Below are 25,648 nucleotides of genomic sequence, written 5' to 3' on the forward strand. Positions count from 1 at the left end.
ATGGAGCAGTTCATGGCCCCCTTGTGGTTGAGCCTGAAATTGGCCGTGTTTACGACGCTAATCCTTGCGTTGGTAGGTGTCGTTTCCGGCTACGTGCTCCACATGTTTTCTTTCAGGGGAAAAAGCCTCATCAGAGCTATTGTCGCCCTTCCATTAGTGTTGCCGCCAACAGTTTTAGGCTACTACCTGCTGGTGGCCATGCAGCCCGATAGCTTCGCTGGCGGCGTATTTGAAAAGCTCTTTGGCGTTCGGATGGTATTTTCTTTCTACGGCATTTTGCTTGGCAGCATTGTTTTTAGCCTTCCGTTCATGGTTAGTCCCATTTTATCGGGGCTGGATGCACTGCCAAAGTCGTTAATGGAGGCGTCGTTTACCCTCGGGAAAACAAGGCTTCAGACCTTTTTTAAGGTGCTTATCCCCAATATCAAATCGTCGTTGTTCGCAGCATTCATCATGACCTTTGCCCACACCATTGGCGAATTTGGTGTGGTGCTGATGATTGGCGGCAACATACCCGGCCAAACAAGGGTAGCTTCGATTGCCATTTTCCATGAAATGGAGGCCATGAACTACGACGTCGCCAACCAGTACGCCATGGTGCTGCTGGTTTTTTCACTTGTTATCATTTTCCTTGTTCAGTGGCTTCAAAAGCGGATAGCACTATGGTAGAAGCAGCTTATTCACTGGATTGCACAAAGAAATACGCCGACAGAGGCAGGTCTTTTGCCCTCGAAGCAGAATTGACATTAAGCAAAGGCTCTTTCACAGCACTGATGGGCCCGAGTGGTGCTGGCAAAACTACCCTGCTGCGGCTGCTGGCCGGTTTAGAAAAGCCTGATAATGGAGTCATAAGTGCGTCGGAGGCAGTCTGGTCATCGCCTTCGGCTTTTGTTGCTCCCCATCGCAGGCATATAGGCTATGTTTTTCAGGACTATGCGCTATTCCCTCACCTGAGTGTGAAAGCGAACATCCAATACGGATTCCGAGAAGAAATGGACAATGCCTGGTTGGAGCAACTTCTGACAGTGTTCAAAATACAAGACCTGGTCAACGACCGGCCCGCTTCACTATCGGGCGGGCAACAGCAACGGGTGGCTTTGGCAAGGGCTTTGGCGGCAAAGCCAGCGCTACTGCTACTCGATGAACCCATGGCGGCACTCGATTTCAGCCTTCGAAACGAGATAAGGGGTGAGCTCAAACAAATGCTTGGCCTGCTCAACACCACAGCAGTGATGGCCACGCACGACCTTCTGGAGGCGACTATTTTGGCCGATCATGTGGTATGGCTGGAAGATGGAAAAGTACTGAGGGAGGGGGCGCCCAGAGAGGTGCTGAAAGCTGAGCTGCTCAGGTTAAAAGAACAAACCAGGGATATCTGATACTTTATCCGCCAATCGACACCGGTTTCATTTTATTTCTGATTTCGTAAGGTTAACTTTCTGGTGCTATCTTAGAAAAATCAGATTATGAACACCCGCCGTAGTTTCCTCAAAAAATCATTTCTAGGCAGTCAGGCATTGGTTTGGGGCGTGCCGGTAGTCTACGGTAACGTGGTGCCCGAAAAGTACCCGTTTGTCGGCAAATGGCTGGCTGATCCGGAGATACTTCCAGGTAAAAACGCCGGTTTGAAGGTACTTGGCGAAAGGCCCTGGAATATTGAAACGCCACCACACCTGCTCGACGACAAGGTGACACCTGCCGATAAAATGTTTGTGCGTAACAATGGCCTGATGCCTGAGACTATCGACGTGGCCAAGTGGTCGCTGACGATTAACGGAGAGTCTGCTAAAACGACCAAGTCCTACTCTATCACAGAGCTCAAAAACAAATTCAAAGCTTATACCTACCAGCTCACCATTGAGTGCGGCGGCAATGGCCGGGCCGAGTTCAATCCGCCTGCAAAAGGCAATCAGTGGGAGGTTGGCGCTGTTTCCTGTGCGAAATGGACCGGCGTCAGATTGAAAGACATTTTGATGGATGTAGGGATAAAGGACGATGCGGTGTATATCGGCTACTATGGCAAGGATGTGCATCTGAGCAAAGATCCTGAGAAAGTAGTGATATCGAGAGGGGTGCCCATTGCCAAGGCCCTTGAGGATGAAACCCTTGTCGCCTGGGCAATGAATGGAGAGGATATTCCGTTGGCCAACGGGCATCCGTTAAGACTTGTGATGGGTGGCTGGCCCGGTTCGGTTTCGGGCAAGTGGCTTAGCACTATTGCCGTGAGAAACGTGGTGCATGATGGCGAGAAGATGGGTGGTGATAGCTACCGTGTTCCTTGCGAAGCAGTAGCCCCCGGCGAGGTGGTACCCGATGAAAACATGTGCATCATAGAAGGCATGCCTGTGAAGTCGATCATTTGCTATCCGAAGACAGGAGCCATGATAAAGGCTGGTCAAACCCTCTCCGTCCGTGGACATGCCTGGGCGGGAGACAAGAGTGTGAAAGAGGTGCATGTATCCGCTGATTTTGGAGCTACCTGGCAAAAAGCAGACCTTGAAGGCCCGGCGAACAGACTGGCCTGGCAGCATTTTAGCGCTGAGTTAAAGCTACCTGCAACGGGCTATTACGAAATATGGGCCAAGGCAACAGACAGTGACGGAAAGAGCCAGCCCATGGTGGTGCCCGGGTGGAACCCCAAGGGCTACCTGAACAATGCATGCCATAGAATAGCCGTGAAGGTAAGATGATGGAGAAGAAAAATGATTTGCTGGAGGTGTTGAAAAAAGCAACTGGTGCTTTAATAGGGATTTTAAGCCTGGCTTTGATTCTTTCTTTGGGCGCTGCTTACCTGTTCTTTTTCTACGAGCCACCGTCTCCGAAGCCAACAATTGTCAGGCAGGAAACGACAACGCCTGTAGCCAAAGCTGAGGCCGTTGCTCCAAAGGCCGAAAACGGCACCATAGATGAAGAGACAGGCTTTATCATCGATGCGGGTTGGGAGCTGGCCAAAACCAACTGTACCAACTGCCACGCAGCCACCCTTGTGACCCAAAACAGGGCGACAAGAGAGGGTTGGGAGGGCATGATACGCTGGATGCAGCGGACACAGAAACTGTGGGACCTGGGCGAGAATGAAGCTGCCATTCTTGACTACCTGGCGAAAAACTATGCGCCTGAGAACAAAGGCAGAAGACCCAACCTGACTGATGTGGAATGGTATGAGCTAGAAGGGACTAAATAGCAGACTACAAAAGTTTCGGAGCGGCCGTTGCCATGCAACCTCAGAGGTGGTCGGAATGTGCACACATCCTTCTTCCCGCAGCTAAACTTTTGTAGTCTGGTCTATCAACTAGGCATTCAGTGTATGTTCGACGGAAATAGTTGCAGTCAATGACTTAGAGATGGGGCAGTTTTTCTCCGCATCTTTTACGCATTCCGCAAATTTTGAGTCGCTTATTCCTTTTACTTTTGCTTTGAGAGTCAGGTGGGATTTGGTTATGGCTCCATCTTCCAGTGTTACCTGGCATTTAACATCCAGCGTGTCTGGCACAAAACCTGCCTCAGTCAAACTGAAGCTCAGCTTCATAGCGAAGCAACCCGAATGAGCCGCAGCTATCAGTTCTTCCGGATTGGTGCCAACTCCCTCTTCAAACCTCGACGAAAACGAGTACTGCGTTTTATTCAGTACGGTACTTTGGGTGGTCAGGTGTCCTTTGCCTTCTTTTCCACTTCCTTGCCATACGGCGGTTGCTGATCTTTTCATATAAATAGGATTTTTGGTTGAACTATGATATTTGTAAGCTAAATCAATGATGAAATGCTCGCATCCAAGTTAGTATTTATTAACTTGACTAGTAACTAAGCCTCGTATTAAGTTAATGAGAATGCATTTTTTATCTTTCGGGAGTATGTTGCTTATTTTCTGGATGCTCTTTGCTGCGTGCACCAAAGAGCAGGAAACGGTCTACAGTGTTCCCGACGAGTTGCAGTCTTTTGTTGACACGCTAGTGTCGGAAGCGGCCCAGCGGGGCGTTAAGCTTGACCTGTCGAACAACCTGATCATTGAATATGGTCTAAACACTGAGGGCATTTTGTGCGGTTCCTGTGTGTTTGTAGGCAAACAGCTAAAGATTGAAATCAATGCTGAGAAAAAATGCTGGAGCGACAAGATCACGCAGGAAGCATTGATGTTACACATGCTGGGCCACTGTGTTTTGCGAAGGATTGACCATGATGATGCGCTACTGCCTAATGGGGATGCCAAAAGCCTGCTGAATGGCGAAGTCATTGATCAATACGCCTGTATTTTCGACCTCGGAGGCGACAACAATTGCAATAATCTATATAAAAGAGATTACTATTTGGATGAGCTGTTTGACCCGGACACTCCGACGCCTGACTGGGCGAAATAGCTGAAAATAAAAGGTACGGAGCAATAAGGCCGCCGCTATCTACTCATCATCACTTATTCGAACTGATAAACCCGCACATAGTCCACCTCCATCGTCGAAGGGAAAATAGTGTCGTCCACACCTTGCAGACCTCCCCAGTTGCCACCAACGGCAATGTTCAGCAAAAAGAAGAATGGCTTGTCAAACGGCCAGTTGTCCTGGGTGGGTACGGTAGGTTTGTTAAATGTCAGCTTCACATTGTCGATGTCGTCAAGATAGAATTTGACGTACCGTTCCGTCCAAAGAATGCCATAATTATGAAACTCTTCTTCTATGGTCTCCAGCTTCATAGGGCCAGTGGTAATTTGAGTTCCCTGCACGTGGTTATTGGCCTTGCTATGGATAGTAAAATGAACCTCGTTGGGTGCATAGCTCACATATTCCATGATGTCGATTTCACCGCAGTCGGGCCAGCCGACCTGGCTGATATTGTCGCCAAGCATCCAGATCGCCGGCCAAACGCCTTTGCCTTTCCATTCAGGTATTTTGGCCCTCACCTCCATACGACCGTAGGTGAACGTCTCCTTGCTCAACATTCGTGAAGACGTATAGTCCCCCACTCTTTGACCAGCCCCTTCTTTCTTGGCGGTTATCTTCAGCAACCCATCTGAGACCGTAGAATTTGGGCCGCTGGTGTAGTTTTGCCATTCATTGTTGCCCCAGCCGTTGGCACCTGTTTCGAACTTCCATTTGTCTGTGTCTACAGCATCGCCGTCAAATTCATCAGACCAGGCCAGGGTGGCGTCGTCCCAGTCGACTTCGGCGACCGGTTCGCTGGGCTCAGGTACCTCTGGTTTTTGCTGCTCATCTTTTCCTTGTTCCTTGCAGGACAGCAGTAGGCAGAGTACAAAAAATATTGATAGAAAAGTCTTCATCGGTTTTTCAGTTTGGCTGGAAAGAATGTTGTTCACCTTACATAAAGCTAGGCAACTTTGCGGCAAAAATGACATCAAATACAGCCTTTATAAAACACCGTGGCCGGTTGCACTTCAAGTTTGTAGGTCTTTTCGTCCACTGATACATCGGGTGCAAACAGTTTCTTAGCTTCTTCAAGGCTTTTAGCTTTGAACAAAATGATGCTTTTATCGGCGATCTTAATGCCGGCGGTAATCACTCCTGATTGCTTCAACCGGAACAGGAAAGCAGAATGATCCATAAAGTAGGGCTGCTCCGCCGGAGTTTTGCCAGCCTCCCATTTTTCACCGTTGGAATAAACGGCCGCAAACTCTAAAAGTGGCTCCGGGTCTGAGCTGTTTTGTGCTAACAGACTATGCGACAGCGTCAGGAATAGCATAGCAACGAGGAAGCTTGATGTTTTTATCATACAGAGGATTTTACAAAGCGTTTTTTTCCGAATAGTTTTCAACGGATCATTTTGTCAAATGTAGGAAATTTACGTATTGATTAGTGCGTTGTTATTCACGTAAAACAGGCCAAGTATAATTTGCCCGGTGCTTTTACAGCACGCACTTTCACTTTACCTTCACGTCTCAAAAAAAATCAGGTTTTGCAGCGACACGTCTCCTTTTCTTTTTCAGCTCCTTATTACACACTCAATAATGTAACACCTGCCACCAAATACATATGGGTCGTGTGCCATGGTTATGCGCAATTGGCAGAGTTCTTCGTTCAAAAGTTCGATTTTTTGGATCCTAGTAAACATTTTGTTATAGCGCCGCAAGGACTTAGTCGCCTGTACCTCGATCAGACCTATGGCAGGGTGGGGGCCAGCTGGATGACAAAGGAGGACAGGGAAACCGAATTAACTAATCAAAGAGCCTACTTCGATGCGGTTTTTGATCCTATTTTTGAAGACATCGACTTTGATCACTACAAATTGATTTTGTTCGGCTTTTCTCAGGGCGTATCAGCAGTCACCAGGTTGGCAGCTCACAAAAAATGGCCATTTCACAAGATGGTGCTGTGGGCGGGAGGTTTTCCAAAAGAACTGACTCCAGCAGATTTTGCATTTGTGTCGCCAAAGGCTGAGGTGATTGGCTGCATTGGCCGACAAGATATTTACTATAGCGAACAGCTACTGGCTCAGGAAAAGGTAAGGCTCAGGGAGCTATTTGGGAAGAATACCAGAAGCCTGGTGTTTGAGGGGAAACATGAAGTGAACAGAGAGGAATTGATGCGGCTGGCATCAAAATTTTAAAGGGTGGGTGCCGGGGACACCCACCCTTAATTTTTATTGAAAGGCAAATCGCAACGACAGAGCGAATTCATCGCCCCAGAAGCCGCTATAACCTACAAGATTAAAACCGGGTTTCCAATCTAAACTAAGGTTGACTGGCGAGCCGGGGATGGTATATTCCATGCCCAGAATAAGGTCAACACCAATTACACTGTGATTGTCATTATCGTCAAACCAGGGGTTCTTATTGCCATCCCAAAAGCCGACGTGTCCACCTGCGCCATAGTACCAGCGAAGGCCTGGCTCGTCAAAAGCAATGTCGTGTACTTCGTATAAACCTGTGATGTTTACACCACCCCACCGGGATGAAACGAGGCCTTCCAGGGCACCTTTTTGACTAAGGAAATGCTTTACCGTAAGACCGGCCGATAATCCAGCCCTGAGCCCCACGGCTGTTTTATAATCTGTGTTCTGTGCGTTGGCCGCCGAAGCAATAATTAAACTGGTTGTTACTAATAAAAACAGTTTTTTCATAAAATGACTTGTTGTTTTAGTTTGTTGTAACGTTAAAATATTCAATTAGTTATTCGATTAATTATATTTTACGTATCCATTTAGCTTTTGATGCTTCATTTGCCCAAATGTCAGAGAAGCATCAATCTGAGTGCAAAAATGAAAACAGTTGCGCACAAAATCACTATTGCGTGGCTAATTATCTTCGCTGCTTGCTGACGGTGCTACATGCTGAAGTTAGGTTCCGGTAAAAGTGTTGCCAGCCAGCGAAAATTGGTTCTGTTGCATTAGGCTGTCAATGGCATCGCTAACCTCCTTTGAGGCTTCCTCCTGAACGAAATGGCCGACATCAAAAGTTCGGATAGTTGCCCCGGGTAGTGCTTCTTTCCATCTCTCCAGAAACGCCGGTTTAATAAATTGATCTTTTGTGCCCCAAAGGATCAAAACGGATTTACTCTCCAATTTATGTAGCTGCTCGAACTGCTCTTCGTACCAATCGGAAGACCCCAGAAGGGATTTTGCCAGCCGTAAAAGACCCCAACGGGACGCCTTGTTGGGAAACGGTCTGGTGTAGTGACGGTGTATAGCTTTGGTCAGCTTCGATTTGTTGTGGAAGGCTTTTTTCATCAGGACGGATGGGGAAAAATTTGTGTACAGATAAATGAACTTGCCCAGCCTGCTGTTCACCACCTTGTCTACCTTTTGCACATCAGGGTTGTCGCTGGTTTTCCAGAGCCAGGTGTTGAGTATCACCAGGTTCCTCACCTTTTCGGGGTGCGCCAGGGCGAATGAAAGGCCAATTGGCCCGCCAAAGTCATGCACGACAAGGGTGATACTGGTGAGGCCGAGCTTTTCTACAAACAGGGCAAGGTTAGCTGAGTGGGCTTGAGGAGTGCCGTCGAATTTTTCTGGTTTGTCCGACAATCCGAAGCCAATATGATCTACGGCTATGCACCGGTACTTTGTACGGTGAGTTTTTATTTGCTCTCTGTAAAGGAATGACCATGCCGGCGTGCCGTGCACAAACAAAAGTACGTCGCCCTGACCTTCATCCACATAGTGCATTGTGCCAGAGGGAAGGTCGATGTAACGGTGCGAAAAGGGGTAGAGGCTTTCGTCAAGCCAAAGAGGAGTTTGCTGCTTCATTGCTGTTTTATTTTTTAGCAAAGGAATCGAGCAGCAAAGGAATGACTCTTGGTATATACCAAGATTTCAGATTTTCACCCGGGCCAGCAGCTTACTGAAGTTGGTGGCATTAATGCCGAGGTAGGAGGCCAGGTCTTTGTGGGGGATGAGGTTGAGCAATTTTGGACTTCGTTTGACGAAAGCCGTAAACCTTTCTTCAATATCAAAGGCCAGCAGCTCATGGTGGCGCTGGATCAGCCCTGCCAGCACGGCTTCCGTTGCTTTCTGCATCATCCGTTCCAAATGGCGGTCTTCGCTCAGTAGCGACTGGAGCTGATCGTAGGAAAGCCGGAGTAGTTTGCTGGGCGTGATGGTGTCCAGAAAGTATTTTGAGGGAGTTTGCGTCAAAAACGACTCAGGTATACCGGAAAAAGAGGGGGCGTAGGTAAAGGCAATGACGTGCTCATTTCCATCTTTGATATAGTACGACTTCTGGATGCCCTCCTGGACAAAATAAAGGTACTTTTCTACGTGACCTTCCCAGGTAATTACCTCTTTTCTTTTGAACTCCACCGGCTTCAGGCAATCCTCAAGCTTTTGCATGCTCGCCGCCGGGAGGTCATAGATGGATTTGAGGAATTTCTGCACCTCACTCATATTCAAAGCAGATTAGTCTTAAGAAAGAGGCTTTATGTCCTAACTTCGTTTTCGAAAAGGATTGATGGGTGTTAAAAGCTTGCGTAAATGAAGGTAACGGTAATTAGAAGCGTTTACAAATCACTGCAAATAATTGTTTTGACCGGGGCATTCAGCTGGCTGGCGGGAGCCGATTTGTGTGCGCAGGGCATTTCTTTCTCTTACCTGGTACCAAAAAATGGTTACGTGTCAGCTCCGGTTAGCCCGTTTTCCGTCAGGGGGCTGGGCTACTATTTTGGCCCTGTGGGAATTGAGACGGGGGGCTCCATCTATTCCATGTCAGGCCTGACGATGGACAAGCTCCCTTTTGAGGCCGACAAGCCGCTGACAGGCCCGCACTTTTCTATGCTGGTGCCTGTGGAGCTGGCTTTCAAGATAGATACCAAAATTGTGACCTGGCGGATCAGAGGAGGAGCTGTTGGCATCTGGCATATCAACCCCAGGCTGAATGAGGGCAACCTGGATAGAGCTTTAAGAGATTATGAAGGCTGGGATGTTGCCAATGCTGACGCCACAATTAAAACTAAAATTGGCTTGGGCTGGATAGCTGGCACCTCTTTTGAATGGCACATAGCCAAAGAATTTTCCGTATCAACCGAGGTCAGCTATTTGTCCGTTGCGTCAGCGGCCACACTCACTGGCGACTATATTGGCGGTGTGCAGGGGGGGAGCCTGGAAACCAAAGCCATCAATTTTCCTGATGCCAGGGTGAATCTTGAAGGGTTTGAAATTTCTCTTGGGGTTACTTTGAGAAGGTAGCTCAAGCCGACTTTCTATTTCTCACCTGCTTAAAAGAACCTTCACGTCAAACTTCCATGCTTTTTCATGCTCATTTGTCTAATATTGTTGACGAAGGAGTACGATATAAGATGAAGCGAATAAAATGGGTGATTGGGGCTGGTGCCATCATTTCTGTGGCCTGCCTGCTTGACGGATGTGTTGGAAATATTGATAAACCTGCTGCTACATACAAAACTTACTGCGGTGGCTGCCACAACCTGCCAGACCCGGCCCAACTAACCAAAGGTGTGTGGGAAAGGCTTGTACTTCCTGAGATGGGCGCAAGGTTGGGTGTAAAGATCAAGGGATATGACCCTTACCGAAGGGTGGACATGAACGAGAAAATGCTTTTGCAGTCCAACAATGTCTATCCGGAAAAACCGATGATTTCTGACAGCGACTGGGAGGCCGTAACGAAATACATTTTGGAAAACGCCCCAGATTCTATGCCTGCCGACCTCGCCAGGGTTGAGAGAAGTAGTGCGCTGACCCAATTTTCTCCCACTTTTATTAAGACTGAGGACTTTAAAGGGTCGCTGGTGACTCATTTCAGACATTTGGAAGATGAAAAGGGAGTGTATGGTGCCAATGCCAACGGGCAAATATGGAAGTGGGCACCTGGCGACTCCGCACGAATCGAAGAAACATTTAAAACCTCTGTCGTTTCATTTAGCAAGAGTAAGGGACGGGAATTTGTTGTTGAAATGGGACAGATGCACCCAACTGAACAGTCGTTGGGAACTTTGTGGGAGGTGACCGCAGATCAACCTCAAAGAAAGGTAGCTGAGTTTTTGCAACGGCCGGTGTTTAGCCTGGTAGAGGATTTTGATGGTGATGGCACCGACGAGATTCTTGTCTGTGAGTTTGGCAACCTGATTGGCCAGCTGACTTTGATTTCCGACATAGATGGTCGGAGAGAAAAAACGCAGTTGTTGCCGTATGCCGGTTGCATTAAGGTGGAGGTACACGACATGGACAACGATGGACTTAAGGACCTCGTGGTGCTTGTTTCGCAGGGCAATGAAGGCGCCTACATTTTGTATCAGGGCAAAGGACTTACTTTCGCTGCAAGGCAGATTCTGCGCCTCAATCCGCTATATGGCTCCAGCGACCTTGAGCTTTTTGACTACGATGGCGACGGCGACATGGACATAGCCGTAGCTCATGGCGACAATGCGGACTATTCGCCCATATTGAAGCCCTACCATGGCATGAGGCTCTTCCTTAACGATGGTAAGAATAATTTCGAAGAGGCATTTTTCTTCCCAGCGTATGGTGCCACGCAGGTGGAAGCTGCCGACTTCGATCAGGATGGCGATGTGGATTTTGCCATTTCCTGCTTCTTTCCTGATTTCGAGAACAACCCCAAAGAATCGTTTATCTACCTTGAGAATACCTCTTCGGCCGACTTTGTTTTCCAACCACATACGCTCGCCAATGCCGACGACGGACGATGGATCGTGATGGAATCAGGTGACATTGACCTCGACGGTGACATAGATCTTATATTGGGTTCATTTACCTATTCTCCGGCGTTTACACCCAAGGCATTTATCGACAAATGGAATGCGTCATCAAATGACGTGCTGTACCTTGAGAATAAATTAAGGTAGGCGAGCTGGTAGCCAGGAATTCTCAACAGACCTGGAAAAATTTAAGCATTTTTTAGCATATTGATCAGGCTAACCAACACCTGATCAATTGAAAATAAGTGGTAAGAGAATTGGCCTTATCGTAGGTCTCCTCATTTTCTCTGCGTTAATCTTTTTACCAACACCGGAGGGCCTTTCTCACCAGGCCATGAGGGCGGCGGCAGTAGCGCTGCTCATGACGTCACTCTGGGTTTCTGAAGCCATACCCATTGCAGCCACTGCGCTGCTCCCATTAGCCTTGTTTCCGCTGTTGGGCATTCTCGATGCTGAAACTACGGCCGCCAACTATGGTCACAATTATGTGCTGATGCTGCTGGCTGGTTTCATTATTTCTAAGGCCATCGAGGTTCATCATTTGCACCGGCGCATTGCGCTTTCCATTATGAACCTGATTGGAAGTAGCCGCCGTATGCTGCTGTTCAGCTTTATGGTGGCTTCGGCGCTCCTGTCGATGTGGATTGCGAACGTAGCGGTGGCGCTGCTTATGCTGCCTATTGCTATGGCTATTATCAGCAGGGAAAATGAAGCCTCAGGACACAACAAAGACTTCGGAATTGCCCTGATGCTGGCAATTGCCTACGCCTGTAGTATTGGCGGAACAGGCACCCTTATCGGCACCCCGCCCAATATGGTCTTTGCGGGCATGGTTCAAAAACTTTACCCGGATGCTCCTGAGATTCCATTCTTCCAGTGGATGCTGCTGGGTGTGCCGCTCATTGTCATCTTCCTTCCGCTGATTTGGGTTTATCTGGTGAAGTATTTTAAGATCGAAGGGAAGTTTGAAGGGGGTAAGGAGATCGTAGAGAAAGAACTCAAAGGACTCGGCACGATGAAACCGGCCGAGAAAATGGTGCTTGGGATATTCATCTTTACCGCACTTGCCTGGGTTTTTCGCAGGGACATTGTGGTTGATGACTTTGTGCTGCCAGGGTGGGCCAGCCTGCTGGGCGTGTCCGACTGGGTGCATGATTCTACGGTGGCGGTTTTTTCTTGCCTGCTCCTGTTCTTTTTGCCCGACAAGGCTGAATCTGGGAAAAGACTGATTACCTGGAAGCAAGCCGAGGCCATTCCCTGGGGCACGGTGATGATAGTGGGCGGAGGCTATGCTATTGCAGAAAGCTTTGGAACCACTGGCCTGGCGGCGTGGCTGGGCACAGAGCTTCAGTTTATAGCCAACTGGTCGCCACTACTGGTGCTGCTGAGTGTGATCACGCTGATGACTTTTCTAACAGAGATCAATTCCAATACAGCTACGGCCAATATCTTCCTGCCAGTGCTGGCCACCATGGCTGTGAGCAGTGGCACACATCCCTACATGCTGATGATCCCAGCCACCATTGCCTGTTCATTTGCCTTTATGTTGCCGTCGGGTACGGGCACCAACACGGTCATTTTTGGCAGTGAGCTGGTGACCATTCCGCAAATGGCCCGGGCGGGGTTCTGGCTGAACCTGATCAGTATTCTGTTGTTGACGATTGTTCTTTATTTGGTGGCTGTGCCGGTGTTTGATATGGGGGGGGGCGGTGCCAGGATGGGCGAAATGAGGTGGCTTGTGAGGACACAAGGCCACGACCAGATGGTTCGTGAGACACGGAACCACAAACATCGTGAGACGCAGAGCCAAAAACGAATGGCAGCTTTTGTTATGGTTTCGTGTCTTCGCAAAGCATCGCAAAAGCAATTTGTGGGAAGGCTAAGTCTGAAGGCGGTCGTTTTTGGTAAATAAAACCACAAATGAAAAAGTGGCGTGTGAAGACACAAGGCCACAACAAATGTCATGAATGAAGAAGTGGCTTGTGAGGACACAAGGCCAGGACAACAACAACAAGCGAAGCAATGCCTGGTTGGGCGAAATAAAGTGGTTTTTGAGAATACTATCCCTTCTTTCTAGATAGCAGGCTTACCCCAAACAACACAATGGCCGTGCCGGCCCATTGCCAGAGGCCGATGACTTCGTGAAGGAAAATCATGGACAGGATAATGGTGGAGATGGGGCCGATGTTTCCGGTAATGGCTACCTCCGAAGAGCCTATGCGCTTGATGGCCTCCGATATCAGGAAGGATGGAATCACCGTTGAGATGAGGGCAATCATCAATGCCAGGGTATAGATCTGCCAGGGGAAGTCAAGCAAGGCCAATTGCCCATTGGCGATGAGGTTGTGGAAGATGACAGCGATGCAAGCCACTATCATTGACAATGAGGTGAAGCGAACCGTACCAAACTTGGGGATCAACCTTCCGCTGCCAATCAGGTAAATGGCATAGGTAAGCGCACTCACAAAAATGAGACTGCCTCCAATCAGCGTTTCATGTACCCCACCTATTTTGATTTTGTCGAAAAAGGCAAGGAGCATGCCGGAGTAGGTAATGCCAATGGCCAGCACTTCCCACTTCGTTACTTTCTTTTTGGTGAAAATGGCAGACAATATCACCACCAGCGTTGGGTAAATGAACAGAATGAGCCGCTCCATACTGGCGCTGACATATTCCAGTCCCCAGAAGTCGAAATAGCTGGCGATATAGTAGCCCATGATACCATAGAGGATAATGCGCCATATGTCCCTGCGGGTGATGACCATTGGTGCTTTCTTCCTGTTAGTCCACCACAAAATGCCTGCGTAGAAGGGAAGTGCCATGAGCATTCGCAGCGACATAAGGTCGATGGATGAAATATCGAACTGATAGGCCAGCTTAATAAACACGGCCTTGGCACTGAACATGGTAGCGCCAAGTGCTGCCAGGCCGAGAGCGACCCATTTTTCTTTTCCGGTTAAAGTAATGGCTTGCATAGAGGGACGAAGGTAGATGAAAAAGTAAAAGAGAGTTGGTTAATCTAGCTATGAACTAGGTGAGGTAGGAATAAGCCAGGCCTGCAACGATAGCCAGACCGAAGCTCAATAGTGTGCCTATGAGTATATACTCTGTTAGTTTCCTATCATGTGCGTCTTTCAGATCCCCAAACCTGAACACCGATTTGGCTGCCAGCAGAAAGCCAATAGCCTCCCAGTGATTGGTGACAATGAAACCAAAAACGAAAAGCCTCTCTAAAATGCCAATAAACCGGCCTGCTTTCTCTAAAGATGAATGATTGTCATTGTCGGTCACTGGTGCCCATTTTGAAATAGTCACTTTGATCAGTACTGCCGAAACATAGGTAACAAACACCAGAGAGGTCAGAAGAATGAGCAATGTTTCATTCATCAGGACACTCATGTCCATATCGAAGGGCTGATAAAAATGAGCCACTGCGAGCAGAATTAATATGTGTAAAATCTGGTCTGCGAAAAACAGCAGCTGTTTGTTGTCGTCTTTCTGAGCGTAAATTTTAAAAACGTCAATAATGAAATGGGTAAACACAATAGTTACGATGCCCAACCAATAATGGGAGTCGAAGCCCAGCACGGCAAGCACGGCGGCCAGGTGAATGACCAGGTGAATATATAATCTGGTGGATTTGAGTTTGCGCTGCTCTTTATCTTTTACCCAGGAGTCTGGCTGGAAACAGAAGTCGCCAATGAAGTGGGCTAGTAAAAACTTAAGAAAAAGTGCCATTGCCTGCCTGTTTATTGCTTTTTATTAATTCCCTGAATCGTTGATCAACATTGACAATCTGATCCCAGGCTGCTCTTTTGAGCCGCTCACTGACCCGCCCTTGCGTAATTTTTAGTTTTGTGGCAATTTCCTGCTGCGTAGCTTCGGGCATTTCCAGTGACAACATAACGATTTCAGCCGAATGTGCTGTCCATTGATCCATTATTTGAGAAATCAGTGAAAAAAGCAAATTCATTTGCCGGTCAAACTCAGCCCATGGTGACTTGAGCATCAGCGTTTCTTTTTTAAGCTTCTCAAACGTTTTACCTGAATTAATGAAAGCCGAACCGTTGGATTGAGTGATTTTTGGCGATTCGTACGTTTTCTCGCCAATTCCTATCGCCATTCGCACATCAAGATCTTCGAACTGCTTTATGACTGCTTTGATACGAATGCAGGTTAGAAAAGCGTCTTCAATATTTTTGACTTCAAGTTGAAAACTATCACCCCGATAGATTTCCCAATCCTTGTGCTCCTTGCCCCCTTTATTTAGTGCTTTTGTTAAAGCACTCATCCATTTCGCAGTATTTGTGTCCTTGCGTGAGTTGATAATGTCGCCCGTGATGACGCTTGTCAGGTTCTTCTTCATTACTGCAAATATATCTGCCTATAAGCAGATAATCAAATTTATCTGTCCTAAAGCAGATAAAGTGTATTATCTGTCTATGAGCAGATAATAGCTAGTCATAGGATGCGGAACTCGAATAGCACCCCAACAGCTACTTTTGAGCAATCAGGTAGCTCATTCTGTTGTGGACACCCTCGCTTATCACATTCAGTCCGCATTTCTTGATCATTGCGCTGACCATGTCGGAGGTTAGGCGAAGCTTGGTGTACGAACTCACTTGCTGCTGCCAAATATCGCCTTGTTTCTCGTGTAGCAGGTCAGTCACCCTCACCGTATTGTCGAGGTATTCCAGCAGGCACGTGTGTATTCTGTTACTATCACTTTTAACAGGGATGAACCGCTGCGTGTCTTCAAGCGCCTGGCTATAGTCACGAAAGGAATAGATAAGCTTTCCTTCTCTGGTCAGCAGATTAGCCATTGTTAGGGTAAGGGATTCCAACTGTTCAAAGCTTTCCAAATGGCTGATGGTGTCGCCCATGCAAATAACAAGCTCCGGTTTGAGGGATCCGTGCCAGTGTGTGTCAGTTATATCGGCTTCGATAGTCGTAATATCCAGGCGGCCTTTGCGCTCCTCAAGTTCTTTCAGTAGCGTAGCACTGAAGTCGATAGCAGTGACACTGAAGCCCAGTCTCGCCAGCGGAATTGCCTGAAGCCCGTGGCCGGCACCAAGGTCAATGGCCAGACCGAACGACTCGGGAATGATGCCGTTTTTCTCAAAGAATGTTTGCTGCTCTGCCGCCTTCTGCTCGAAGTCGCCAACCATCCAGCTGTAAAAATGTGACAGGTGTTGGTCGTAGTGATTTTTCGTGTTCACAAGCAAGCAACACGTAGAAACCTGAGAGAATGTTCCGGCTTTTATTTCTTTGCAACGAAATTATAGTTTCCACTTCCGACCTCAAAAATAGCGTAGCCTTCTTCCATGCCTTTAAAATTGACGCTGGCAGAATTTTCGGCTTTTTCACCGCCTTCGGTCACCGCCTCTTTTTCACTCGCAGGAATATAGACGGTTGCAGTGCTTCCTACAGGAACGGTAACGTTCATTTGAAAGTCATTTGGTTGGTTTTTCCAGGTAATTCCAGCTTGCCCATATATGGTGTTGTTGGAATAAGTGACAAAGTCAAGCTCATCAACAGGCTGTGGTCTGAAGATGATGTGCTTATAGCCAGGGTCGGCAATATCGGTTTGCATGCCCGCCAGGTTCTTGTAAAGCCACACCAGCCCACCGCCAAACATCGGGTGGTTGAATGAACCATCTTCGCTCCAGTGTTCCCGGGTAGTGGTGGAGCCCAGCTCCAGCCAATGCCCAAAGCTTGGTTCATCGGTTTTGTTCAATGCCTCATAGGCCAGGTTATTGAGGCCATTGCTGGCTAGCACTTCAAAGAAGAACCTGGTGCCGAAAATGCCTGTGTCGAGATGTCCGTTATCTGCCTTTATATCTGCTATTAATGCAGCTTTCACCTGGTCGTACTGCCCGGCTGGAACGCCCATTCTCAAAGCCAGGACATTGCCACCTCCTTTTCCATAGGAGCCTGTTTCTGAATTGTAGAACTTTTTGTAAAATGCTTGCGTGGTCGTTTGCGCTAAAGACTCATAAGCCTCCGCTTCTCCTTTTTTACCCAATATCCTGGCAGTTTTGGAGGCAATTTCAACGCACCGCCAGAAGTAGAAAGTGTGTACCATGTCATCAGGTATCAACTCACCGGGCGATACCCATTCGCCGAGGTTGAACCACTTGAGGATTTCGCCAGAGCCATTTCTGCGTTGAGAGAACATGATGCCGTCCTCATCTACCCACGTTTGCATGTAGCGGATATAGCCCTGCATGCCATCGTAGTTGTCTTCCAGCATATCCAGCGCTGCATATTGCGTGTAAAACTCCCATGGCATGATGCAAATGGCTGCCCCCCAGGCCACACCACCGCCGCAACCTGGCTGCCAGGGGGCGCCGTTGGGTACGTAACCCGTTTCTACATTTTGAGCTTCATACATGTCTTGTATCCACTTGTAGTAGAAGTTCTTTGTGTCAAAGTTGTGCATGACCATGGAGCAGGCTACCTGGCCATCGCCGGTGTATCCCGAGCGCTCCCTGTGCGGGCAGTCGCTGGCAATGCCGCCGTGCATATTGTCTGTCTGACTGCGCCGCCATATTTTGTTGATGTCGTTGAATAACTGGTTGGAAGTTTCAAAAACCGCCGATTCCTCTACATACGTATTGACTGCTTCTGCTGTAAGGTGTTCTTTTTTTAACTCTCCCGGCCAGTTTTTGATTTCGATGCCACTAAACACAAACCAGTTGAACCTGGGTGCATACGAGGTGGGGCCTTTTCCGTTGAAAATGTAGGTGTTGTCGCCAGAGTAGAGGTTGCCATTGAATGAGATGTCGATCTGATGGCCTTCCGGCCCTTCTATTTTATTGAATCGTACCCAGCCTGATATTTCGACCCCAAAGTCGACTTTGTAGTTGCCGTTGTCCAGCTTCTCTATGGAAACGGGCTCCAGTTTTTCGGTAACTTTATCGGGGTAGGCAGTGTGTGCCACCAGCTCCCCCTCAGGCGCTTTTCTCTTTACTACGGGCTCCCAGGAAGACTGGTCAAAGTCGGCAGTACTCCAACCCGGTTGCTCTTTTCTGGCATCGTATACTTCTCCATAGTAAACCATATCCATGAGAATAGGGCTTTGTGAGGCTTTCCAGCTCTCATCGCTAACGATCACCTCTTCCGTACCATCTTTGTAAGTGATATGCACTTGTCCAAGGAAGCGGGGCGAACCATAGCCCTCTGTCCAGAACTTGGCGGGGTTGTAAAAGCCATTCCCGAGCATGCTGCCAATGGCATTCTTGCCCTGCTTTAAGTGCTCTTTGACATCATAGGCCAGGTACATCACTTTGTACCGTCTAAAATCGTCCTGCACGTTGATATAAGAAGTATTCAAGCCGGGGCGCTTGCCGTAGTTGGTTTGGTTAGGCACCAGCACATCGTCGCCTACTTTTTCGCCATTGGCATAGAATTCAAAGTAGCCAAGGCCAGTCACGTAAGCCACGGCCTTGTCAATTTCTTTTGTGATCTCAAACTCTTTCCGAAGCATAGGAGCCGGGCCAGCGAATTTCTTGGGTCTGCCATCCGGCCCTCCATCGGGTTTAGGCAGCGCCTCTTCGCCCTGCCAGGGTGCTCCGATCCACTGCGCTTTCCAGTCGGATTCAGCCAGCAAGCCCATTCTCCATTGCCCCGGCTCACTCCAGCCGGACGGGTTGCCGTCTTTGTCCCACACCCGCACCTGCCACCAACATTCGGTTCTGCTGGCCAGAGTAGTTCCCTGATATTCGACCCTGTCCGTTTGTTCAGAGTCAACTTTCTTACTGTCCCATAAATCGGGGTTTTCAAGGCCTGCTTTTGAGCTGGCTACCCGCACCTGCCAGGCGGTTTGCTTTTGCCCTCTTTCGTTGCCGATGGAAGTGTTGATCCAGGCTAGCCGGGGGTGGGCCACGTCAACCACCGATGGGTTTTCGAGGTACTCGCAGGTGAGGTTGCTGGGAGATATTTTACCAGGTTCGTTGCCATTCGTAGTGCAGCTCGCCAGAATAGCCAGCGAAAGTAGGAGTAGTAGTCTCATAGGTATCGGTTAAGCATTGATGCTAAGGTAAATATGTTAACAGGCAAAGTCATTTCCATACTGTGGTGTCCTGTTAGTCGATTGTTTTGCTTCCCCACCAGTCGGCATTGGGCGACCAGCCAGGGGTAAGCATGGCCTTTCTCTGTTGTTCTAGTCTTGGCCATAGGTTATTCAAAATATCTCCGTGACGTTGAATTGTTTTTGCTGGTTCATATTCAGGGTCAGGTACTGGCAGCTTGGCATTGACCTCTTTCAGCCAGCCCAGTAGTTGCTTGCTAAGCTTTTCTTGTGTATCTATTTCCTTCGAAGCCAAGTTGTTTCTTTCAGCCTCATCGTTTTTCAGGTTGTAGAGTTCCTCTCTGCCATCCTCCCAATAGTGTATGAGCTTCCAATCGCCAAGTCTGATCACAGAGGAGGGTTCACCACCCTGATTGCCGTAGTGAGGGTAGTGCCAGTAAAGAGGCCTTTCGGCGATTGATTTTCCTTCCAGCAGTGGAACCAGGCTTACGCCGTCGATATGCTCGCTGGGCTTCAGCGGTATTTTCGCCAGCTCCAGCAAGGTAGGATAGAAGTCGGTATTGATAACAGGTACATTGCTTTTGGCACCGTTGCTTTGCAGCCAGGGTACTTTGATGAAGAAAGGTTCTCTCGTGCCGCCTTCCCATTGGTAGCCTTTGCCGCCTCTCAGCGGCAGGTTGGAAGTGGAAAAGTTGTCGCCGGAGGAAACCCCGCCGTTATCGGAAGTGAATACCACTATCGTGTTTTCGTCCAGGCCAAGTGCTTTGAGTTTGTCGAGCACAATGCCGACGGCCTCATCCATGGTTTCAACGAGTCCCGCATACACCGGATTGTCCTGCGTTATCCGAATAGGAAGCACGCTTTCCATTTCAAAGCCATTTTTAGCAATTCCCATTTGCTCAGCTTTGCTGCGGTACTTTGCCCATTTTTCCTCTTCCGTTTGAATAGGGGCATGGACGGCGTAGAAGGACAGAAAGGCAAGGAAAGTTGAGTCTTTGTGGCTCTCGATAAAATGGGCTGTTTCCTGCGCTAAACGGATGGAGAGGTTCTCTCCGCCAGGGCCGTCTGATATCTTCGGGTTTTCATAAGGTGAAAAATAGCCACCCATGGGGCTGCCTTTATCCCAACCTCCCACATTGATGTCGAAACCATGGTTTTCGGGATACGACCCCCTGTCGCCAAGGTGCCACTTGCCGGCAAAGAAGGTTTTGTATCCGTTTTCCTTTAAGGTTTCCGGCAGGGTTACGTATTCGTGAGGGAGGTAGTGCGTGTAGTCGGCTGGCAGCAGTTTGTCGAACCTGTTGAGTGTGCGCCAGTCTTCGCCGTATTTGGCCCCGATCCAGTCGGTGATACCATGCCGTGCCGTAAATCGTCCCGAAATGATACTGGCCCTTGACGGACTACACACCCGGCTGGCTGCGTACCCCTGAGTGAACGCCATACCCTCAGCGGCTATCTTGTCGATATTGGGCGTTTCGTAAAACTGGCTGCCCGTGGAACTTAGGTCTTTGTGCCCCAGATCATCGACAAGAATGAATAGGATATTGGGTTTCTTTTTAGCTTTTTGTTCACAGCTCACGCACAGGATGCATAGTAGCAGGGAAGCGGTCAAATACTTTTTCATGTTATTCTGATATAGGGTTGCCCTGCTCGTCAAAGTTCTTCTTTAGGTGTGCCTCAACAACAGGAATCGTTGCCAGCAGAAGGACGACCAATACGCCACTTGACCAACCAACATAGGCCTCGAAGGCCATGCCGACCGAGTAGAAAATGCCCTGAGCCAGGCAAGTCGCAAGACCAACACCTACCATCAGGTTGGCACTTAGCTTGTTAGCTGCTTGCCACGCAGTATCTGATTTCATCGACCGCCTGGTGCGGTAGCCGTAGAGGTAATTGATGCTCCTGGGAGGGAATATTTTGAAAAGAAAAGCAATACCAAGAAAGAAGGGGCCAAGAATAAAATGCATCCAAAACAGGTTCTCCATAGGTAGTTTTTTGCCACTCAGTTTACAAAATTCCCTATAGACAAACCAGTATTTCGGAAGGTTTAGAAGAAGGCTGGCCTCTGAATTTTATCGGCGATCATTTCCATGTGATAAAGGTCGAAACCTTTGGCCCAAAAATCTTTTTCCACCCGATGGACATTGAAACCAAACTTGGCGTAGAACTGATAGGATTGCTGGGAAGTCCACACCTCCAGTCGCTTCACATGTTTTTTGCTTCGGATTTCATCGAGTGAGTGGTTGATCAGTTTGCGGCCCCAGCCTTTGCCTTGTACTTCGGGTCGGAAGAAGTCCCACGACAGCCGACCGACGCCAGGCAGTGGATAATGATGGCCACCGGCCCCAATTATTTCTCCTTTTACTTCAATCACATAGTAGCTCTCACCGTGTTCTTTCAGGTAGTCCGTTAAGTCAGCTTCTTCTTCACTGGCAAAAAACTGAGGTACATTCAGTCTGAACACTTCCATTACTTTGGCGTAGTCGTCGGGTAGGTAGTTTCTTATCATCTAAAAAAAGTCTGCTCCTGATGTTTAAACAATCGACTCCCATTGTCCCATTAATTTACTGCAAAATGTGAAATAAAAAACAACATGAAATGTGTTTTCTTGACACACAACGGCTTTGCCTAAATCAACTTATTTCCTCTAAGGAAGTCCATAGCAGCCTTCAGGTCATTGAAGAGCTTGTCGGCATGTTGCAGCCGGTGATGCTCCCGCACATCGTGCTGCACGGCAAAGCAGGTGAGACCAGCATTTTTCGCAGACAGCGCACCGTTTGGAGTGTCTTCGAAAACAAGATAGTCTGCCTTGGGAAAACCCAGGAAGTCGACGCACTTCTGGTAGCTTTCCGGGTCAGGCTTGCTTACTTTTACGTCGTCTCTGGTTACGGTGATTTTGAAATACTTCGCCAAATCCATTCGTTCCATGAGCAAGTCGACGTCGGGCCGGGGGCTGCCTGTGGCAAGGGCCATTGGATAGTCTTTTGCAAGAAAGAAGTCCAGTGTTTCTCTGGCGTGAGGCATCATTTTGAAGTCGCCAGTTTTCATTCGCTCCAAGGCCAGGTTTTCTCTCTTCTCCAGTAACGCCTGCTGAGATATGGATAAATTGTGTTTTTCGACCAGCATTTGTGCATTGACGGGAGTAGGTACGCCGGCAAATTCATCGAGGTATTCCTCATAACTGACTACGATGTCGTATTCAGCAAGAATTTCGTTCCAGATATGAAAGTGAAAGGTTTCGGTGTCCAGTAATGTGCCGTCGAAATCGAAGATAATGGCTTTGTATGTGGGCATGAAAGTTTTGTTGGTTGAATAGTGGCAAGGTAAAAAGAAATGTCAGTCTGGGCCCATAGAAGACGTCTTCGACAGACTCAGACTGACATTTGATCCGAATTTATGTTATTCTTTAAAAGGAGAAAAGTTGATGGCGCTGGCTTTTTCTTTGTAGGCCTTCCATTCGGTGTTAAAGAAAGCATCAGCGTTGGCTACGCCTTCGTCGGTTGCCTTTTCTGCATGGGCAATCGCCCATTCCTGATTGGTGTTGAGACTGTTGTAGGGATTGCCCACCTGGTACATGGCCATGAACAGACGACTGGAAGCTACGGTGGGGTCATCGTAAATACCCTGCACATCCTCTTTCGACTTCAGCCGCTCTTTTAGTTCAGTGATCTTCTTCTCCAGTTCGGCTCCTTGTTTCTTGAGTGCCTCCTTGCCTTCTATGCTGCTGTCTTCCATCGCTGCATTTACTTTGGCAATGGTGGCTTTGGCATCGTTGAGCTTATCCACTGCAGCAGTTGCCTTTTCCATGATCGCATTGACACGATCAAACTGCTGGCTCATTTGTGCAGCAGCCGACTGGTTGAATGTAAACCGTGGGTCGGCTTTTACTTCTACTTTGGTCGTAGCTTCTTTACCTGCATAAGTATACTTTACTGTGTAGGTGCCGGGCAATACGCTAAAGCCACTTGGCTCGGCGGCGCCTGCTTTAGGCTTGGGACTCTCAGGGCTGCGAACGCCTTTTTTGTCAAGACCCCAAACGATGCGTTGCAGACCGGGCTTTTCCACCACCTGAAACAGGTTGCGAATGACGGTGCCGCTGGCGTCTGATATCTGCAGTTTCACAGTGTCCGACTTGATGGTGGTGTCCTGCTTCGAGGTAGCTTTTACAGAGTAGGAGAGCAGCGCTCCGGGTTCCCTGTCGTCACCTCTGAAAATAGCGTCGCCATGGAAACGGGTGCCTGCCGCTTCTTTGTAGGCAAACAGGTAGGCGTCAGGTGCAGGGTAAGCATAGAGCGGCTGCGCAATGACCTGAGCGCCCTTGCTGGCCATTTCTCTCAATGGCCTGATATCGTCCATTACCCAAAGTGCCCGCCCGAAAGTACCCATCACAAGATCATGCTCCCTCGGGTGAATCTTCAGGTCGTAAGTCGATACTGTTGGGTAGTCGTTCGTCCATTTGGTGAAGTTTTGACCGGCGTCGATAGAAACGTAAAGACCGAATTCTGTGCCTACGAATATGAGCTTTGGTTCGATGGGATCTTGCACCATGGAAAGTACATACCCATATACCTTCTGCTCGCTGACCAGGTTCACCCAGGTTTTGCCGAAGTCTTTGGTTTGGTAGAGCATCGGTGCCCAGTTGCCCCGGCGGTAGTCGTTTACTACCACAAATGCTTCCCCTGCATTATAAGTGGAAGCATTGATTTGTGGTATCCAGGCACCTTTGGGCAGGCCTTTGATGTTGGCGGACAGGTTCGTCCATGTTTTGCCGCCGTCTCTGGTGAGTTGTAAGTTCCCATCGTCGGTGCCAGCCCAAATGACGTTTTTGTCCAGCGGACTTGGAGCAATAGCCAGAATGGTACAGTGATTTTCGGCACCCGTAGCATCAAAGGTAAGTCCACCAGTTTCAAGCTTGGTCTTTTCCGGGTCGTTGGTGGTAAGGTCGCCGGAGATCAGGCTCCAGTTTTGTCCCCTGTCGGTGCTTTTGTGAATAAACTGGCTACCGTAGTAAATGGTATTGGCGTCAAACGGATCCTGGGCAATGCCCGCATTCCAGTTGAAGCGAAGAAACACGTTGTCGGGGTGATTAGGTTTGATGAACTGGCTGAAGCCAGTTTCAAAGTCGATGTAAGAGAGGAAGCCACCCTGCGACATGCCGTAGCCATAGCGCAGATCGCCGGGAACGGGCACCACGTCAAAACCATCACCAAAGGCGATCTCGTCCCAGTAGCCATTGCGGATGCCGCCGTTGTGCAACGACTGGCTTGGGCCTCTCCAGCTGCCATTGTCCTGCATGCCACCCATTACATTGTAGGGCGTATCCATGTCCACATTCACGTGGTAAAACTGGCCTACGGGTAAGTTTTCCACAAAGCGCCAGGTTTTGCCCCTGTCACGGGAGATGTAGGCACCACCGTCGTTGCCATCAAGCATCAAAGAGGCGTCAGTAGGTAGCACATAAAACATATGGTGATCCACGTGCACCTTGTCGCCACCGGCCAGTGTCTCGAAGGTTTTTCCGCCGTCGATACTTACTTTCACGATGCCATATACATTGTACAAGGTGTTCTCATTCTTCGGATCAACACGAAGATCCCAGTAATAAAAAGGCCTGTCGCCCACATCCTGGTCCTGCACTTTGCTCCATTTCTTTCCTCCATCTACCGACTTGTAGAGGGCGTTTTTCTTAGTTTCAACAAGTGCGTACACCACATCAGGGTTGGATGGGGCAATAGCGATAGCGGTTTTTCCTATTTCACCTTCCGGCAGGCCATCGTCAGAAGTTCTCTTTGTCCAGTTTTCACCGCCGTCAACAGACACATAAATGCCTGACCCTTCGCCGCCTGACTTAAAGAACCATGGCCAGCGGCGGTATTCCCACATGCCGGCGATCAGCTTGTTAGGGTTGGTTGGATCAATTGTCAGATCGGCAATACCCGTGCGGTTGTTCACAAACAATACTTTTTTCCATGTTTTACCTCCGTCGGTGGTTTTGAACACGCCTCTGTCTGCACTGTCGGCCCAGGCGTTGCCCTGTGCACCTACCCACACTGTGTTGGGGTCGTCGGGATGCACGAAAATGCGGTGGATGGTGCGGGTGTTTTCCAGCCCCATGTGCTGCCAGGTTTGGCCGGCATCGAGGCTGCGGTACACGCCATTGCCCATGCTTTGGCTGTTACGGGGGTTGCCCTCGCCGGTCCCCACCCAAATGATGTCGGGTGATTTTTGATAGATAGCAATGGAGCCAATGGAGGCTGCTTTTTCTTTGGTGAAAATGGGCGTCCAGCTAGTGCCACCACCGGTCGACTTCCACAAGCCTCCGGATGCAGTGCCCAGATAGATGATATCGGGGTTGCTTTGCACCACGTCGGCAGCAGTGACCCTGCCGCTCATGCCTGCGGGGCCGATATTGCGTGGTTTGATGCCTTTGAGCAGCTCCATGTCGAGCGCCTGCCCCATAGAAAGGGAGCTTGTAAAAAGGAGCAAGAAAGCCATGCTCCAAAGT

Annotated in this window: 25 protein-coding genes; 9 read left to right on the top strand and 16 right to left on the bottom strand. The window is 48.8% G+C overall.

Going from position 1 to position 25,648, the window contains the following annotated elements:
* The 4 genes from modB to RIF36_RS02330 all read left to right on the top strand — a co-directional run bounded on the left by modB (position 1) and on the right by RIF36_RS02330 (position 3,184).
* Positions 1-669, top strand: coding sequence for a molybdate ABC transporter permease subunit (gene modB / locus RIF36_RS02315; protein WP_350126754.1), 669 nt, complete (start codon positions 1-3; stop codon positions 667-669).
* Positions 663-1,379 carry an ABC transporter ATP-binding protein gene (locus RIF36_RS02320; protein ID WP_350126751.1) on the top strand — a complete coding sequence of 239 codons (717 nt, stop codon included), beginning with the start codon at positions 663-665 and terminating at the stop codon, positions 1,377-1,379. Before modB ends, RIF36_RS02320 begins: the two co-directional genes overlap by 7 nt.
* A gap of 87 nt (positions 1,380-1,466) precedes the next feature.
* A complete protein-coding gene (locus tag RIF36_RS02325) occupies positions 1,467-2,690 on the top strand; it encodes a sulfite oxidase (RefSeq protein ID WP_350126748.1) in 1,224 nt (407 codons plus the stop codon).
* Positions 2,687-3,184 (top strand): cytochrome C, encoded by a 498-nt coding sequence (locus RIF36_RS02330; protein WP_350085925.1) that lies wholly within the window; start codon positions 2,687-2,689, stop codon positions 3,182-3,184. Before RIF36_RS02325 ends, RIF36_RS02330 begins: the two co-directional genes overlap by 4 nt.
* Positions 3,185-3,292: 108 nt before the next feature.
* Here the strand turns inward: RIF36_RS02330 and RIF36_RS02335 are convergent, their stop codons facing one another.
* The gene (locus RIF36_RS02335) at positions 3,293-3,706 is read right to left on the bottom strand and encodes an OsmC family protein (RefSeq protein WP_350126745.1); all 414 of its coding nucleotides are present in this window, start codon (positions 3,704-3,706) and stop codon (positions 3,293-3,295) included.
* Positions 3,707-3,851: 145 nt separating this feature from the next.
* Between RIF36_RS02335 and RIF36_RS02340 the strand changes: the two genes are divergently transcribed.
* A complete protein-coding gene (locus RIF36_RS02340; RefSeq protein ID WP_350149305.1) occupies positions 3,852-4,355 on the top strand; it encodes a hypothetical protein in 504 nt (167 codons plus the stop codon).
* Between the two features lie 53 nt (positions 4,356-4,408).
* On the opposite strand, the gene RIF36_RS02345 is transcribed toward RIF36_RS02340, so the two are convergent.
* Both RIF36_RS02345 and RIF36_RS02350 read right to left on the bottom strand, forming a co-directional pair.
* Entirely contained in the window at positions 4,409-5,269 is an 861-nt protein-coding gene (locus tag RIF36_RS02345) for a glycoside hydrolase family 16 protein (protein ID WP_350126739.1), read from the bottom strand.
* Positions 5,270-5,343: 74 nt separating this feature from the next.
* Positions 5,344-5,718, bottom strand: coding sequence for a YciI family protein (locus tag RIF36_RS02350; protein ID WP_350126736.1), 375 nt, complete (start codon positions 5,716-5,718; stop codon positions 5,344-5,346).
* Positions 5,719-5,901: 183 nt separating this feature from the next.
* Between RIF36_RS02350 and RIF36_RS02355 the strand changes: the two genes are divergently transcribed.
* Positions 5,902-6,552: an alpha/beta hydrolase gene (locus tag RIF36_RS02355; protein ID WP_350126733.1), complete on the top strand. Its 651-nt coding sequence runs from the start codon at positions 5,902-5,904 to the stop codon at positions 6,550-6,552.
* Positions 6,553-6,585: 33 nt separating this feature from the next.
* On the opposite strand, the gene RIF36_RS02360 is transcribed toward RIF36_RS02355, so the two are convergent.
* The 3 genes from RIF36_RS02360 to RIF36_RS02370 all read right to left on the bottom strand — a co-directional run bounded on the left by RIF36_RS02360 (position 6,586) and on the right by RIF36_RS02370 (position 8,826).
* Entirely contained in the window at positions 6,586-7,065 is a 480-nt protein-coding gene (locus RIF36_RS02360) for a hypothetical protein (protein WP_350076735.1), read from the bottom strand.
* A 216-nt stretch (positions 7,066-7,281) separates the two neighbouring features.
* Complete coding sequence (locus RIF36_RS02365; protein WP_350126730.1) at positions 7,282-8,190, bottom strand: alpha/beta fold hydrolase; 909 nt, start codon at positions 8,188-8,190, stop codon at positions 7,282-7,284.
* A gap of 66 nt (positions 8,191-8,256) precedes the next feature.
* On the bottom strand, positions 8,257-8,826 hold the full coding sequence (locus tag RIF36_RS02370) for a Crp/Fnr family transcriptional regulator (RefSeq protein ID WP_350126727.1): 570 nt from the start codon (positions 8,824-8,826) through the stop codon (positions 8,257-8,259).
* 87 nt (positions 8,827-8,913) lie between these two features.
* On the opposite strand from RIF36_RS02370, the gene RIF36_RS02375 reads away from it, so the two are divergent.
* From RIF36_RS02375 to RIF36_RS02385, 3 genes are all read left to right on the top strand, one after another.
* A complete protein-coding gene (locus RIF36_RS02375) occupies positions 8,914-9,624 on the top strand; it encodes a hypothetical protein (RefSeq protein ID WP_350126724.1) in 711 nt (236 codons plus the stop codon).
* Between the two features lie 110 nt (positions 9,625-9,734).
* A complete protein-coding gene (locus RIF36_RS02380) occupies positions 9,735-11,258 on the top strand; it encodes an FG-GAP repeat domain-containing protein (protein ID WP_350126721.1) in 1,524 nt (507 codons plus the stop codon).
* 88 nt (positions 11,259-11,346) lie between these two features.
* Positions 11,347-13,023 carry an SLC13 family permease gene (locus tag RIF36_RS02385; RefSeq protein ID WP_350126718.1) on the top strand — a complete coding sequence of 559 codons (1,677 nt, stop codon included), beginning with the start codon at positions 11,347-11,349 and terminating at the stop codon, positions 13,021-13,023.
* Between the two features lie 148 nt (positions 13,024-13,171).
* On the opposite strand, the gene RIF36_RS02390 is transcribed toward RIF36_RS02385, so the two are convergent.
* The 10 genes from RIF36_RS02390 to RIF36_RS02435 form a co-directional block, all read right to left on the bottom strand.
* Positions 13,172-14,086, bottom strand: a complete 915-nt coding sequence (locus tag RIF36_RS02390; RefSeq protein WP_350126715.1) for a DMT family transporter — start codon at positions 14,084-14,086, stop codon at positions 13,172-13,174.
* A 55-nt stretch (positions 14,087-14,141) separates the two neighbouring features.
* Positions 14,142-14,849, bottom strand: coding sequence for a DUF3307 domain-containing protein (locus tag RIF36_RS02395; RefSeq protein ID WP_350126712.1), 708 nt, complete (start codon positions 14,847-14,849; stop codon positions 14,142-14,144).
* Positions 14,833-15,477: a SatD family protein gene (locus tag RIF36_RS02400; protein WP_350126709.1), complete on the bottom strand. Its 645-nt coding sequence runs from the start codon at positions 15,475-15,477 to the stop codon at positions 14,833-14,835. The genes RIF36_RS02395 and RIF36_RS02400 overlap by 17 nt, the downstream gene beginning before the upstream one ends.
* Before the next feature lie 130 nt (positions 15,478-15,607).
* Complete coding sequence (locus RIF36_RS02405) at positions 15,608-16,330, bottom strand: class I SAM-dependent methyltransferase (RefSeq protein ID WP_350126706.1); 723 nt, start codon at positions 16,328-16,330, stop codon at positions 15,608-15,610.
* A 41-nt stretch (positions 16,331-16,371) separates the two neighbouring features.
* Positions 16,372-19,125: a family 78 glycoside hydrolase catalytic domain gene (locus RIF36_RS02410; protein ID WP_350126703.1), complete on the bottom strand. Its 2,754-nt coding sequence runs from the start codon at positions 19,123-19,125 to the stop codon at positions 16,372-16,374.
* A 73-nt stretch (positions 19,126-19,198) separates the two neighbouring features.
* Positions 19,199-20,767, bottom strand: coding sequence for a sulfatase (locus tag RIF36_RS02415; protein ID WP_350126700.1), 1,569 nt, complete (start codon positions 20,765-20,767; stop codon positions 19,199-19,201).
* 1 nt (position 20,768) lies between these two features.
* Complete coding sequence (locus RIF36_RS02420; RefSeq protein ID WP_350126697.1) at positions 20,769-21,128, bottom strand: SdpI family protein; 360 nt, start codon at positions 21,126-21,128, stop codon at positions 20,769-20,771.
* Positions 21,129-21,190: 62 nt separating this feature from the next.
* Positions 21,191-21,652 carry a GNAT family N-acetyltransferase gene (locus RIF36_RS02425; RefSeq protein WP_350076761.1) on the bottom strand — a complete coding sequence of 154 codons (462 nt, stop codon included), beginning with the start codon at positions 21,650-21,652 and terminating at the stop codon, positions 21,191-21,193.
* A 119-nt stretch (positions 21,653-21,771) separates the two neighbouring features.
* On the bottom strand, positions 21,772-22,437 hold the full coding sequence (locus RIF36_RS02430; protein ID WP_350126694.1) for an HAD family hydrolase: 666 nt from the start codon (positions 22,435-22,437) through the stop codon (positions 21,772-21,774).
* A 105-nt stretch (positions 22,438-22,542) separates the two neighbouring features.
* On the bottom strand, positions 22,543-25,638 hold the full coding sequence (locus RIF36_RS02435) for a VPS10 domain-containing protein (protein ID WP_350126691.1): 3,096 nt from the start codon (positions 25,636-25,638) through the stop codon (positions 22,543-22,545).
* Between the last annotated feature and the right edge of the window lie 10 nt (positions 25,639-25,648).

It is taken from the genome of Imperialibacter sp., assembly GCF_040222815.1.
GTDB lineage: Bacteria > Bacteroidota > Bacteroidia > Cytophagales > Cyclobacteriaceae > Imperialibacter.